The sequence below is a fragment of the Pseudomonas sp. Sample_14 genome, assembly GCF_004307515.1.
GTDB lineage: Bacteria > Pseudomonadota > Gammaproteobacteria > Pseudomonadales > Pseudomonadaceae > Aquipseudomonas > Aquipseudomonas atacamensis.
Genome location: NZ_RCOC01000084.1, coordinates 78,591 through 92,041, shown reverse-complemented (window position 1 = coordinate 92,041; position 13,451 = coordinate 78,591). Strand labels below are relative to the sequence as shown.

Sequence of the window (13,451 nt, the reverse complement as noted above, 5' to 3'; positions counted from 1 at the left end):
TATTCACGGCGGACGGCGCAGGTCAATCCATTTTCTCAAGCGCCTGTTTCATTCGTCGGAAGCCCGCTGTGCTGTGGCTTTTCGTCGCATGTGGCGCTTTTCGAGAATTATTGTATACAAAAAAATAACCCATTGTGTTCTATTTGTGTCATCGGACTGCGGCACAAACGCGCAGTCCCACGACTTTCCCTATAACAAAATGAGGACGGCACCATGAGCGCTTTAACCTTAAAAGTCGCAGTCAACCTGGTCAGCGAAGCCATCAACGCAGGACGCGGCATCAACGCCGCACCGCTGACCATTGCGGTACTCGATACCGGTGGCCACCTGATCGCCCTGCAACGCGAAGACGGCGCCAGCCTGCTGCGCCCCGACATCGCCATCGGCAAAGCCTGGGGCGCCATCGCCCTGGGTAAGGGTTCGCGCCTGCTCGCCCAGGACGCCCAACAACGCCCGGCGTTTTTTTCTTCGTTGAACAGCATGGGGCAGGGCAGCGTAGTGCCGGCACCGGGTGGCGTGCTGATTCGCAACCAGGCCGGTGAAGTGCTGGGCGCGATCGGGATCAGTGGGGATTTGTCGGACGTGGATGAGCAGGTGGCAATCAGAGCGGTGGAGGCGCTGGATTTGCGGGCGGATGGCGGGGTGGCTGTTTGAATGTCAGTGTCTGAATAACCGCTTTCGCGAGCAGGCTCGCTCCCGCATTGAGTTTGGGTTGGACACAAAATGTTCGAGTGTTCGAAAGCCCCTGTGGGAGCGAGCCTGCTCGCGAATAGGATCTGCGCTACACATCTTGCTAAAAGTCTGACGCTCCCTTTGCCATCTCCACGGCTAGCCTTCTCATGATCAACCTATGAGAAGGCAACGGAATGCCGGGTTTATCTACTTCACATCGCTTGCGCATCGGACGCTATTCAGAACACAACCGCATTTACCTTCTGACCGCCAATACCGCCGGGAGAGAACCCGTATTCAGCCATTTCTTCCTTGGCAGAAGGCTTGTAAGCCAATTCCGAGCAGCTGAGGGAACGGGATTGGCCAATTCTCTGGCTTGGGTCGTAATGCCAGATCATTTTCACTGGCTGATTGAATTGAAGAGTGGCTCGCTCGGCGAATTGATGCAGCGAACCAAATCCCTCAGCACCAAAGCGGTAAAGCTTTCGACCGGTCGAAAGACCAGCCTTTGGCAACCTGGCTTCCATGACCGTGCACTGCGTAAAGAGGAGAATCTGGTGAAGATGGCGCGGTATGTCATTGCCAACCCATTGCGGGCAGGGCTGGTCAAAAGCCTTCGACTATCCGTTGTGGGATTCGATCTGGTTATGAGTTGAGGTATGCGGTGCGGCTATTCGCGAGCAGGCTCGCTCCCACAGGAGAATGCATTCCAAATGTGGGAGCGAGCCTGCTCGCGAAGCGGTTCCCCCGATCTCACTGATCCGGCTCACACCCCTTCAACACCAACCGGATAATCGTCTGCGCCGCCGCTTCATAATCGGCCTCATCAAGCTTGTCCTTCCCGGTCACTGCGGAAATCTGCCAGTCGAAGTCGGCGTAGGTCTGGGTCGCGGCCCAAATGCTGAACATCAGGTGGTTGGGGTCGATCGGGGCGATCTGGCCGCGGTCGATCCAGCTCTGGATGCAGGCGATGTTGTGCTTGGCCTGGGCGTTGAGCTGCTCGACCAGGTCGGCGCTCAGGTGCGGGGCGCCGTGCATGATTTCGCTGGCGAACACCTTGGAGGCGTAGGGCAGGTCGCGGGAGATGCGGATCTTCGAGCGGATGTAGCCGCTCAGCACCTCGCTCGGCACGCCGTCCGGGTTGAACGGGGTCGAGGCCTGCAGAATCGGCTCGATGATGCTTTCCAGCACCTCGCGGTAGAGGTTTTCCTTGGATTTGAAGTAGTAGTAGACGTTGGGCTTGGGCAATCCCGCCTTGGCGGCGATGTCGCTGGTTTTGGTCGCCGCGAAGCCCTTGTCGGCAAACTCTTCGCTGGCGGCGCGCAGGATCAGTTCTTTGTTACGCTCGCGGATTGTGCTCATAAACCCGGTGGTTCCTTGCCTGTTCTGGCGGTGGCGCATGGTAGCACCGGCCTTGAGCGGCGCTCAACAATGCAGCCTGTGGCCGGCGGTCGCGTTATGCTTGGCAACATTCATACACAGAAGGAAACAGGATTCATGGCAGGAAGCAGTTTGCTGGTGCTGATCGATGACATCGCCACCGTTCTGGATGACGTTGCATTGATGACCAAGATGGCCGCGAAGAAGACCGCCGGGGTGCTCGGTGATGATCTGGCGCTCAATGCCCAGCAGGTTTCGGGCGTGCGCGCCGAGCGGGAAATTCCCGTGGTCTGGGCGGTGGCCAAGGGCTCGTTCGTCAACAAACTGATCCTCGTGCCGTCGGCATTGGCGATCAGCGCTTTCGTACCGTGGCTGGTGACGCCGCTGTTGATGGTCGGCGGTGCGTACCTGTGCTTCGAGGGCTTCGAGAAGCTCGCGCACAAGTTTCTGCACAGCAAAGAGGAGGACGAGGCAGGGCACACGCAGTTGACCGAAGCAGTGGCCGATCCGGCCACCGATCTGGTGGCTTACGAAAAGGACAAGATCAAAGGCGCAATCCGCACTGACTTCATTCTGTCGGCAGAAATCATCGCCATCACCCTCGGCACCGTGGCAGATGCCTCGCTGACGCAGCAAGTGGTGGTCATGTCCGGCATCGCCATTGTCATGACCGTGGGCGTCTACGGTTTGGTGGCGGGCATCGTCAAGCTCGACGATCTGGGGCTGTGGCTGACACAGAAGCCCGGGCAGATGGCGAAAAAGATCGGTGGCGGCATTCTCAGCGCCGCGCCGTACATGATGAAAACCCTGTCGGTGGTCGGCACGGCGGCGATGTTCCTGGTCGGCGGCGGCATCCTCACCCATGGCGTGCCGGTGCTGCATCACTGGATCGAAGGTGTTGGCGCAGCGGCAGGGAGCGCCGGGTTCGTCGTGCCGATGCTGCTCAATGGTGTGGCGGGGATTATTGCTGGCGCGGTGGTGTTGGCGGTGGTTTCGGTCGTAGGCAAGCTCTGGAAAGCGCTGAAGGGTTAATCAGCAACACATAACAAATGTGGGAGCGAGCCTGCTCGCGAATGCGGTAGCCCAGTCAATATTGATAGAGACTGGTACTCTGCGTTCGCGAGCAGGCTCGCTCCCACAGTGTTTTCCGGCAGCCGATTTACTCGGCGATCTGCAACTTGCGCGCTTCGGTATACACGTACCGCACTTTCTCGTACTCGAACGGCGAGTTCATCTGACCATAGCGGAAGCTGGTCTGGTAGCGCTTGTCGATCGCACGCAAAGCCCAGACTTCCGGGTGGTTGGAGCTGACTTCGGCGACGTTGAGGAAGTTGATCGCAGTGTCGGCGGTGTAATCCACGGCCAGACCTGCGGTGTCGCGGATGTTCGACGGACCGAAGATCGGCAGTACGAAGTAGGCGCCGCCCGGTACGCCGTAGAAACCCAGGGTCTGACCGAAGTCTTCGTTCTGCCGTGGCAGGCCCATGGCGGTTGCCGGGTCCCACAGGCCGGCGATGCCGATCGTGGTGTTGAGCAGCAGGCGCGCGGTGGTTTCCATCGAGCGCTGGCCCTTGAACTGCAACAGGCTGTTGACCAGGTTCGGCACGTCACCAATGTTGTTGAAGAAGTTGCTCACCCCGGTACGCACAAAGCTTGGCGTGATGTAGCGATAGCCATCGACTACCGGCAGGAACACCCACTGGTCAAAGCGATAGTTGAAGTGGTAGACCCGGCGGTTCCACGATTCCAGCGGGTCATAGACGTTCAGCGCGTTGAGCGTCGAACGTTCGAACTCGCGCTGGTCCAGGCCCGGGTTGAACTTGAGTTTGGTCAGCGGTTCCTTGAAGCCGTCGCTGTCGACCACTACCGGGGCATCGGCTTTACTGTTGTCGGCCTGGGCCACGCCTGCACAGAGGAACGCTGCAATCAGCAGGAGATATTTAGCCACGGAAGAACTCCAGCATGGCGTCGCTGTTGACGCGATAGTTAAGGTTGCCGCAGTGGCCGCCCAGTGGATAAACGGTCAGGCGATCACCGAAGGTTTTACGCAGGAAGCCCAGGTCGCCAGGGCCGAGGATGACGTCGTCGGCGTTGTGCATGACGGCGATTTTCGGGCTGTCGTGCAGGTAATCCTTAAGCGCATACAGGCTGACCTGATCGATCAGTTGCAGCAGGCTGCCGCCGTCAGTGCGCGCGCGCCACATCGGAATGACCTGCTCGGTGATGTAGCAGTCGAAGTCGCATTGCAGCGCACGCTTGAGGAACGGCGTGAGGCTGGTGCCTTCGGTGATCGGGAATTTCGGCGGGGTAATCAGACCGCGACGGTTGACCAGGTCCGAGGTGTAGGCAATGTCGGCTGCCGAGAAGCGGAACGACGTGCCAATCAGCATGGCCATCTGTTCGTTGGTCAGGTGCTGCTTGGACTGCTGGAAGTCATACAGCAGCGCATCGTTGAGGTCGATGTAGCCTTTCTGCTGGAAGTAGCGGGTCAGCTTGCTCAGTACCAATTCATAGAAGGTGGTGCTGTTGTTGATGCCTTTCACCTCGGTCTGTACCAGCTTGTCGAGGTTGGTCACCGAGGTATAGAGGTTGACCGGCGGGTTCAGCAACAGGACTTTCTTGAAATTGAAACTGCGGCGGGTCTCGTCCAGATGTGCGACGAATGCAGCATCAAGGGCGCCGAGGCTGTAACCGGTCAGATAGTACTCGGTGACCGGCAGTTTCGGGTTCTGCGCCCGCACGGCCTGCATCACCCGATACATGTCTTCGGCATCTTCCTTGGTCACGCCCGGGGTGGCGAAACGCGAGGCGGCGCTGATGAAGTCGAAGCTGGTCGGCGACGACAACTGCACGACATGGTAGCCGGCCTTGTAATACAGCTTTTTCAGGTATTCGTTGAGCGTGCTGTCAAAGCGCGCACCGGTGCCGGCGATCAGGAAGATCAGCGGCGCCGGTTTGTCCTGCGTGGCGATGCGGTAAGTGAGCTTCTTCACTGCCCAGAAATTGTCCGGCAGCTGGAATTCACGCTCCGGGCGCAGGGTGAGGCTGCGGTCCGTTTGATTGATGTCGTCGTCCAGCGGCAACTCCGGACGCAGATCCGGCGGTGTCGTGGCGATCGTCGCCTCGAACGGGTTGGTCAGCGGGTAGCCATAGCTGGCGGCGTCGATATCCACCGCCAGCGCGGACGCACTCAAGATAAGGCCGCTGAACAGCGCGGCGAAGCGCAAGGAACGGAGCATGACTAGATCCCTTAGAGGAAGGTGCCGATTGAAGTTCGCAGGCTATGACCACCGGCCGTGCGCCAAAGTGCCATGCTGCGGCACCAAACAGGCGGAATTCGGGGTAATAGTAGCTGGACGATACACGTTGCGAGGGCTTGCTGAACAGTTAACAGTTGTTAGTGCTTGCGAATGCCGGTCGGCAGATTAAGCTGGCCGCCGATTTCCGCAGATTGGAGTGCCCCATGTCCCGCCGCTTGCCCGTGATTGTGCTGCTTGTTTTGTTGCCGCTGTGGCTGGCCGCCAGTTATGCCGCGCGCTATGGCTTCATGGAAGACGGGCAGTGGGTTGGCATCTGCGTCGACGAGGCCAGTCGTTGGGAATGCCTGGCGCGTGCGAATCTGGGGCTGATGATCCATTTCAAGGTATTGGGCTGGGCGGCGGTGGGTGCTGCGGTATTGGCGTTTGTCGTGCCGGGACGGGCAGGGTGGTGGCTGGCGGTGCTGGCGCTGGTGTTCGGCCTGCCGGCGCTGGCGTTGTACAACACTACATTAGCGGTGTTTGCGGTGGTGATTGCCGGGTTGCGCCTGGTCCGCGAGTCCCGCAGCGCCTGACAGTCAGTCATCGCGGGCAAGCCCGCTCCCACAGGAATTGAGGTGAACACAGCATTTGTGTGCAGCAGAAATCCTGTGGGAGCTGGCTTGCCAGCGATGGCGATTTCGAAGGCGCTGAAATCAGGCCTTGCGAACCCGCAGGCATCGCCACAACGCCACCACCATCAAACCACTCACCAGCGCCCAGCCCCACGCCTGCTGATTCAGCATCCCTTCCTGATATAACTGCGGTGCAATCCCGGCGCCGATGATAAAGGTCAGCAGAGCAATTTCCCGACGCGGCACGCTCACCGGGCGGCACAGGTAGACCAGCGCCGGCAGCACGAACGCCATGCTGGCGAAACTGCGATAGCGCGGATCGAAGACCATCTCCAGCATCATCACCGCCGCGGCAAAACCGGCCGCCACGACCAGCCAGCCGGCGCGCCGTTCGAGGAAATCGAAGGCTCGCGCGCGCCAACCGCTACGCGCGCTTAGCGTCAGCGCGGCATGCGCAAGGACCAATAGATTCAACCCGGTCAGCAAGCCGACCCACAGCCATTCACCGGCAAACCGCGTGGTCAATCGAGCCAGATCGCCCCAGGCGCCAATCGAGCAAGCAGCGACGGCGCCTAGCAGTGGCAGCAGCAGCGCCGAACGTGTAGTGCGGACGGCACCGCCAAGCATCAGCGTGCCAAGGAAAATCAATCCGCCTACCGCCAGCCATTCTTTCCAGTACGGCACGTTGCTCACCGGCCCAGCGAGTACGCCTTTGTCCTGCCGATCGGCATCGAACATCCCCCAATAGCCGCCGACCGCGCCTTCACTGCCGCGCTTCCACGGTTGGTCGAATGCTTCGATGAGGTTGTAACGCCAGCCTTCCTGCTCGGCCATCGCCACAAAGCCACGAATGAATTTTGCCTCGTTGACCCGGCTCGGTACGGCTGTTTCACGCTGACGGCCTTCGCTCGGCCAGCCGGTTTCGCCAATCATCACGTCTTTGGGCGCGAACTTGTTGCCGAACACCTGGCGCACATCCGCCACATGCTGCAGCGCCACGTCGATGTTCGACGGATCGTCTTCCCAGTACGGCAGCAGGTGAATGGTCAGAAAGTCCACGGCCGGGGCGATTTCCGGATGCTTGAGCCAGAATTCCCAGACGTCGGCGTAGGTCACCGGTTGCTTGACCTGGCTTTTGACCTTGCTGATCAGCCGGGCCAGTTGCGCGCCGGTGACCTCTTTGCGCAGCAGTGCCTCGTTGCCGACGATTACGGCTGTGACCACGTCGGGGTTGGCATTGGCCGATTTGATCAGCAGCTCGACTTCCTGCTCGGTGTCGACCGGGTTGCTGTTGACCCAGGCGCCGATCATCAACTTCAGACCGTGCTTGCGCGCCAGATCGGGCAGGGCGTCGAGGCCGGTCATCGAGTAGGTGCGGATGCATTCGAAGCGCGTCGCCAGCAGCGCGAGGTCGGCGTCCATGCGCTCGGGGCGCAATTTGAACGGCACGTCGAACGGCGATTGGTCCTTGTCGAACGGTGTGTAGGAGGCGCATTGCAACTTGTGTGTCGGCGTTGCAGCGTCCGGCAGGATCACCGGTTGGCCGAGGCCATACCAGAAACCGCCAAGGGCCAGGAGCCCGAGCAGGCAGGCGAACAGATATGGCAGAAAAGGAAATCGGGACGTTGCGGACATGGTCAGGCCGAGTGGCTGCAAAGCGACGCATGTTACCTGCATTTATACAAGGGCAGGTGGCTCGCAGGCGTTGTACATGCAAAGTTCGGGCGGATTGTCTGGCGTCAATTAATCGCGCTTGATTAATGGCTTTCTGATGTCGTTTCTCGCTGCCTTGAGGTCGCTGACAGAGCAGGTCGCCGGCCGCTTGAGGTTGATGATCAAACCATCAGTACCCTTTTTGAAAAATCGGCTGATGTTCGGTGTGTGAGGTCCGGCGTGATGGGGGCGCTGTGCACCATAACAATACGTTGACGATGCCCGGCATCCGTCGGGCGCAGCATTTCGGGGAAGTAAACGATGAAGATGCGACGACTTTTAGGCGCAGGTGCCGCTCTGGCGCTTGCGATGAGTTCCACTTTCGCCAACGCTGAAAAACAGACCCTGAACATCGGTTACGTTGACGGCTGGTCCGACAGCGTCGCGACCACTCACGTGGCGGCCGAAGTGATCAAACAGAAACTCGGTTATGACGTGAAGCTGCAGGCCGTCGCCACCGGGATCATGTGGCAGGGCGTGGCCACCGGCAAACTCGACGCGATGCTCTCGGCCTGGCTGCCCGTGACCCACGGTGACTACTGGACGAAAAACAAGGATCAGGTCGTCGATTACGGCCCGAACTTCAAGGACGCGAAGATCGGCCTGATCGTGCCGGAGTACGTCAAAGCCAAATCGATCGAAGACCTGAAAACCGACGATACCTTCAAAAACCGTATCGTCGGCATCGACGCCGGTTCAGGCGTAATGCTCAAGACCGATCAGGCGATCAAGGATTACGGTCTGGACAAGTACAGCCTCAAGGCCAGTTCCGGCGCCGGAATGATTGCCGAACTGACCCGCGCCGAGAAGAAGAATGAATCCATCGCTGTCACCGGTTGGGTGCCGCACTGGATGTTCGCTAAGTGGAAACTGCGCTTCCTCGACGACCCGAAAGGCGTGTATGGCCAGGCTGAAACCGTGAACAGCATCGGCAGCAAAGGCCTGGACGCCAAGGCGCCGGAAGTGGCCAAGTTCCTGAAAAACTTCCAGTGGGCGTCGAAAGACGAAATCGGCGAGGTCATGCTGGCAATTCAGGACGGCGCCAAGCCTGATGCAGCGGCCAAGGACTGGGTGGCCAAACACCCGGATCGTGTAGCTGACTGGACCAAATAATTTAAACACCGCCACACCCCTGTGGGAGCGAGCCTGCTCGCGAATGCAATCTGTCAGTTGATGCGATATCGACTGATACGGCGCCTTCGCGAGCAGGCTCGCTCCCACAGTTGTTTTTGGGTGTCCGGAAAATGGCCAAAACATCATGGCCATCTACTACTAAGGTCGTCTGGAACCTCTCTCGCAGCCGCATACATTAGCTACGTTCCAACAATAATTTGTGCTGCGAGGATAAAAACAATGAACGACAGCATTTACCTCTCGATTCAAAACAGTCCCCGATTCAAGGAGCTGGTTCAGAAAAGGGAACGATTCGCCTGGATTCTCTCGGCAATCATGCTTGGGCTGTACTCCGCATTCATCCTGCTGATCGCATACGGGCCGCACGTGCTCGGGGCGAAACTCAGTCCTGAATCCTCGATCACTTGGGGCATCCCGATCGGTGTCGGCCTGATCATTTCAGCCTTCGTCCTGACCGGCATCTACGTGCGCCGCGCCAATGGCGAGTTCGACGACCTGAACAATGCGATTCTCAAGGAGGCTCAGCAATGATCCGGCGTCTACTGGCTCTATTGAGTGTTGCGGCTTTCGCGCCGAGTGTCTGGGCGGCTGACGCGTTGACGGGGGAGGTGGCCAAACAGCCGCTGAACATCCCGGCGATCCTGATGTTCGTGGCCTTCGTCGGCGCGACGTTGTACATCACCTACTGGGCTTCGAAGAAAAACAACTCGGCCGCCGACTACTACGCGGCGGGCGGCAAGATCACCGGTTTCCAGAACGGCCTGGCGATCGCTGGCGACTACATGTCGGCGGCGTCCTTCCTGGGTATTTCCGCGCTGGTGTTCACCTCCGGCTACGACGGCCTGATCTACTCGATCGGCTTCCTCGTGGGCTGGCCGATCATTCTGTTCCTGATCGCCGAACGCCTGCGCAACCTGGGTAAATACACCTTTGCCGACGTGGCGTCCTACCGCCTAGGGCAAACCCAGATTCGCACCCTGTCCGCCTGCGGCTCGCTGGTGGTGGTGGCGTTCTACCTGATCGCGCAAATGGTCGGTGCCGGCAAGCTGATCCAGCTGCTGTTCGGCCTCGATTACCACGTTGCGGTGATTCTGGTCGGCGTGCTGATGTGCATGTACGTGCTGTTCGGCGGCATGCTCGCGACCACTTGGGTGCAGATCATCAAGGCAGTGTTGCTGCTGTCCGGTGCCTCGTTCATGGCGCTGATGGTGATGAAGCACGTCGGCTTCGACTTCAACACGCTGTTCTCCGAAGCGATCAAGGTTCACGCCAAAGGCGAAGCGATCATGAGCCCTGGCGGTCTGGTCAAGGATCCGATCTCAGCGTTCTCGCTGGGTCTGGCACTGATGTTCGGTACCGCTGGCCTGCCGCACATTCTGATGCGCTTCTTCACCGTGAGTGACGCAAAAGAAGCGCGCAAGAGCGTGCTGTACGCTACCGGCTTCATTGGCTACTTCTACATCCTGACCTTCATCATCGGCTTCGGCGCGATCCTGCTGGTCAGCACCAACCCGGCCTTCAAAGATGCAGCGGGCGCCTTGCTCGGCGGCAACAACATGGCGGCGGTGCACCTGGCCAACGCGGTGGGCGGCAGCATCTTCCTAGGCTTCATCTCGGCAGTGGCGTTCGCAACCATTCTGGCGGTGGTAGCCGGTCTGACGCTGGCGGGTGCTTCGGCGGTTTCTCACGACCTGTACGCCAGTGTGATCAAGAAGGGCAAAGCCAACGAGAAGGATGAGATTCGCGTGTCGAAGATCACCACCATCGCCCTGGCGGTGCTGGCGATTGGTCTGGGCATTCTGTTCGAAAGCCAGAACATTGCGTTCATGGTCGGCCTGGCGTTCTCCATCGCGGCGAGCTGCAACTTCCCGGTGCTGCTGCTTTCGATGTACTGGAAGAAGCTGACTACTCGCGGCGCGATGATCGGCGGCTGGCTGGGTCTGGTAAGTGCTGTTGGTCTGATGATCCTTGGCCCGACCATCTGGGTGCAGATTCTGCATCACGAGAAGGCGATCTTCCCTTACGAATATCCGGCGCTGTTCTCGATGATGATTGCGTTCATCGGGATCTGGTTCTTCTCGATTACCGACAAGTCGGCGGCTGCGGACAATGAGCGGGCGCTGTTCTTCCCGCAGTTTGTGCGTTCGCAGACCGGGTTGGGGGCGAGTGGGGCGGTTTCGCACTAAGAGATCAGATGTAAGCTACAAGCTGCAAGAAAACGCCCTGATTGAGAGATTGGGGCGTTTTTTTGTGGGCGGTTATCGGTTGGTTTTGGGTGTATATCCGTTTTTTGAGGTGATGCGGCTGGCGGTTTCGCCCTTACGGCGACTTACTTTTTTTACAAACGCCTAAAAAAAGTAAGCAAAAAAACGCTTGCTCCTACGTTCGGCCCTCGCAGGCTCGGGTTCCTTCGCTGCGGGATCGATCCGGGCGCAGCGGCTACGGTTTGCTTCGCTGCACCTCCTTCCGCTGTGTCTGGCTGCGCCAGACGGTCGCTACGCTCCCACCCCCGAATCAATCCCTCCACTCAGCCTTCCGACGTCGCCGGTGGCTCAAGATCAAGAGCACTCGAGCTTGCGCTCATTGTTGAGTGGTTAGAAGCGTCGCATGGCTTGAGATTTTCGGTGGATTCGCCCCTCACCCCAGCCCTCTCCCGAGGGAGAGGGAGCCGATTTGTGTGGTGTTCAAAACCTGCATTCGACTCGGTATCGCAAGTCGGCGTGTTTCGCCCAAACACCTCGGTCAGTCCCCTCTCCCTCTGGGAGAGGGCTAGGGTGAGGGGCTCTTGATCTGGCTTTGGCTTTCGCTTTTGATCTTTTGGCCCTTCGGCAGCTGCGCCCGGATCGGTCCCGTAACGAAGGAACCCCGAGCCCCAGCGAGCGGGCCGTACGCCGGGGAAAAGCCTTTTGGGTTACGTTTTCGCTGGGCCGGCGCTCCGGCGTTTGGAAAAGGTGACTCGCTGTAAGAGCGAAACCGCCAGCGGCAGCACCCGCAGCAACGGATATGCCCCCAGAATCCAAGAACCAGTCGGCCCGAAGGCCGCTGAGACCACAAACAAAAACGGCCTCTATATAAGAGGCCGTTCCTGACACACCACTAAACCATCACAAAAAAAGAAAAACCCTTATTTGCGATCTTCCAGCTTGGTGATGTCACGCGACTCGTAACCGGTGTACAGCTGGCGCGGGCGGCCAATCTTGTACGGGCTCGAGAGCATTTCTTTCCAGTGCGAAATCCAGCCCACGGTACGTGCCAAGGCGAAAATCACCGTGAACATGCTGGTTGGAATGCCGATCGCCTTGAGGATGATCCCCGAGTAGAAGTCGACGTTCGGGTACAGCGAGCGTTCGATGAAGTACGGGTCGGTCAGGGCGATCTCTTCCAGGCGCATGGCCAGTTCGAGTTGCGGATCGTTGTTGATGCCCAGTTCCTTCAGCACTTCGTCGCAGGTCTGCTTCATGACAGTCGCGCGAGGGTCGCGGTTCTTGTAGACGCGGTGACCGAAGCCCATCAACTTGAACGGATCGTTCTTGTCCTTGGCCTTGGCGATGAACTTGTCGATGTTCGACACATCGCCAATCTCGTCGAGCATGGTCAGCACGGCTTCGTTCGCACCGCCGTGGGCAGGGCCCCACAGTGCGGCGATACCGGCGGCGATACAGGCGAACGGGTTGGCACCCGAAGAACCGGCCAGACGCACGGTGGAGGTCGAAGCGTTCTGCTCGTGGTCGGCATGGAGGATGAAGATCCGGTCCATGGCCTTGGCGAGTACCGGGCTGATCGGTTTGATCTCGCACGGGGTGTTGAACATCATGTGCAGGAAGTTTTCCGCGTACGTCAGGTCGTTGCGCGGGTACATCATGGGTTGGCCCATGGAGTACTTGTAGACCATCGCTGCCAGGGTCGGCATCTTCGCAACCAGGCGGATCGCGGAGATTTCGCGATGCTGTGGGTTATTGATGTCCAGGGAGTCGTGGTAGAAGGCCGAGAGGGCGCCGACTACACCGCACATGACGGCCATCGGGTGGGCGTCGCGACGGAAACCGTTGAAGAAGGTTTTCAGCTGCTCGTGAACCATGGTGTGGTTTTTCACGGTGCTGACGAACTGGGCCTTCTGTTCTGCGGTCGGCAATTCGCCGTTGAGCAGCAGGTAGCAGGTTTCCAGGTAGTCCGACTTTTCAGCCAGCTGTTCGATCGGGTAGCCGCGGTGCAACAAAATGCCGTTGTCGCCGTCGATATAGGTAATTTTCGATTCGCACGAAGCGGTCGACATGAAACCCGGGTCGAAAGTGAAGCGGCCCGTGGCCGTCAGGCCCCGAACATCGATTACATCGGGACCAACGGTGCCGGTTAAAATGGGCAGCTCGACGGGGGCTGCGCCCTCGATGATCAACTGCGCTTTTTTGTCAGCCATGTGGCCTCCTATTTATGCTTGAACCATCAGACAGACCCCCCACGCAGGGCCCGCACCACTATAGTGAGATAAATTCGAATGTCAATTTGCCTAAAGTCTTGCTCCAGAAGGCTTTAAGCCGACTTTTTCCTCGAAATTGCCTGCCATTTACGCCTTTTATGCAACTTGTGCAATCCGCTATTGGGGGTAGGTGAACGCGTTGTCATTAGTAGCCTAACTGTCTATACTCGGCCACCGACCGCCAAGGGCTTTTGGGCTTGCTTTCAT

General features: G+C 58.9%; 11 protein-coding genes and 1 pseudogene. 7 read left to right on the top strand and 5 right to left on the bottom strand.

What is annotated here, in order from left to right; genetic code table 11:
- The first annotated feature begins 213 nt into the window (after positions 1–213).
- Together D8U61_RS19820 and D8U61_RS19815 are read left to right on the top strand one after the other, a co-directional pair.
- Positions 214–654, top strand: a complete 441-nt coding sequence (locus D8U61_RS19820) for a heme-binding protein (RefSeq protein WP_130927505.1) — start codon at positions 214–216, stop codon at positions 652–654.
- Positions 655–866: 212 nt separating this feature from the next.
- Positions 867–1,323: pseudogene (locus D8U61_RS19815) on the top strand (transposase).
- A gap of 102 nt (positions 1,324–1,425) precedes the next feature.
- On the opposite strand, the gene D8U61_RS19810 reads toward D8U61_RS19815, so the two are convergent.
- Entirely contained in the window at positions 1,426–2,034 is a 609-nt protein-coding gene (locus D8U61_RS19810) for a TetR/AcrR family transcriptional regulator (protein ID WP_051600396.1), read from the bottom strand.
- Between the two features lie 135 nt (positions 2,035–2,169).
- On the opposite strand from D8U61_RS19810, the gene D8U61_RS19805 reads away from it, so the two are divergent.
- Positions 2,170–3,084, top strand: coding sequence for a DUF808 domain-containing protein (locus D8U61_RS19805; protein ID WP_130902392.1), 915 nt, complete (start codon positions 2,170–2,172; stop codon positions 3,082–3,084).
- A gap of 127 nt (positions 3,085–3,211) precedes the next feature.
- Here the strand turns inward: D8U61_RS19805 and D8U61_RS19800 are convergent, their stop codons facing one another.
- The gene (locus tag D8U61_RS19800; protein WP_024012144.1) at positions 3,212–4,000 is read right to left on the bottom strand and encodes a VacJ family lipoprotein; all 789 of its coding nucleotides are present in this window, start codon (positions 3,998–4,000) and stop codon (positions 3,212–3,214) included.
- Positions 3,993–5,291: a serine protein kinase PrkA gene (locus D8U61_RS19795; protein ID WP_016771020.1), complete on the bottom strand. Its 1,299-nt coding sequence runs from the start codon at positions 5,289–5,291 to the stop codon at positions 3,993–3,995. Before D8U61_RS19795 ends, D8U61_RS19800 begins: the two co-directional genes overlap by 8 nt.
- A gap of 224 nt (positions 5,292–5,515) precedes the next feature.
- Between D8U61_RS19795 and D8U61_RS19790 the strand changes: the two genes are divergently transcribed.
- Positions 5,516–5,884 (top strand): hypothetical protein, encoded by a 369-nt coding sequence (locus D8U61_RS19790; protein WP_130927504.1) that lies wholly within the window; start codon positions 5,516–5,518, stop codon positions 5,882–5,884.
- A gap of 120 nt (positions 5,885–6,004) precedes the next feature.
- On the opposite strand, the gene D8U61_RS19785 is transcribed toward D8U61_RS19790, so the two are convergent.
- Positions 6,005–7,600: a glycosyl hydrolase family 17 protein gene (locus D8U61_RS19785; RefSeq protein ID WP_130927503.1), complete on the bottom strand. Its 1,596-nt coding sequence runs from the start codon at positions 7,598–7,600 to the stop codon at positions 6,005–6,007.
- Between the two features lie 297 nt (positions 7,601–7,897).
- On the opposite strand from D8U61_RS19785, the gene D8U61_RS19775 reads away from it, so the two are divergent.
- The 3 genes from D8U61_RS19775 (at position 7,898) to D8U61_RS19760 (ending at position 10,956) form a co-directional block, all read left to right on the top strand.
- On the top strand, positions 7,898–8,749 hold the full coding sequence (locus D8U61_RS19775; protein ID WP_041479599.1) for a glycine betaine ABC transporter substrate-binding protein: 852 nt from the start codon (positions 7,898–7,900) through the stop codon (positions 8,747–8,749).
- Between the two features lie 240 nt (positions 8,750–8,989).
- Positions 8,990–9,301: a DUF485 domain-containing protein gene (locus tag D8U61_RS19765; RefSeq protein ID WP_016771016.1), complete on the top strand. Its 312-nt coding sequence runs from the start codon at positions 8,990–8,992 to the stop codon at positions 9,299–9,301.
- Entirely contained in the window at positions 9,298–10,956 is a 1,659-nt protein-coding gene (locus D8U61_RS19760; protein ID WP_016771015.1) for a cation acetate symporter, read from the top strand. Before D8U61_RS19765 ends, D8U61_RS19760 begins: the two co-directional genes overlap by 4 nt.
- 938 nt (positions 10,957–11,894) lie before the next feature.
- Here D8U61_RS19760 and gltA read toward each other — a convergent pair.
- Positions 11,895–13,184: a citrate synthase gene (gene gltA / locus D8U61_RS19755; RefSeq protein ID WP_003222994.1), complete on the bottom strand. Its 1,290-nt coding sequence runs from the start codon at positions 13,182–13,184 to the stop codon at positions 11,895–11,897.
- Between the last annotated feature and the right edge of the window lie 267 nt (positions 13,185–13,451).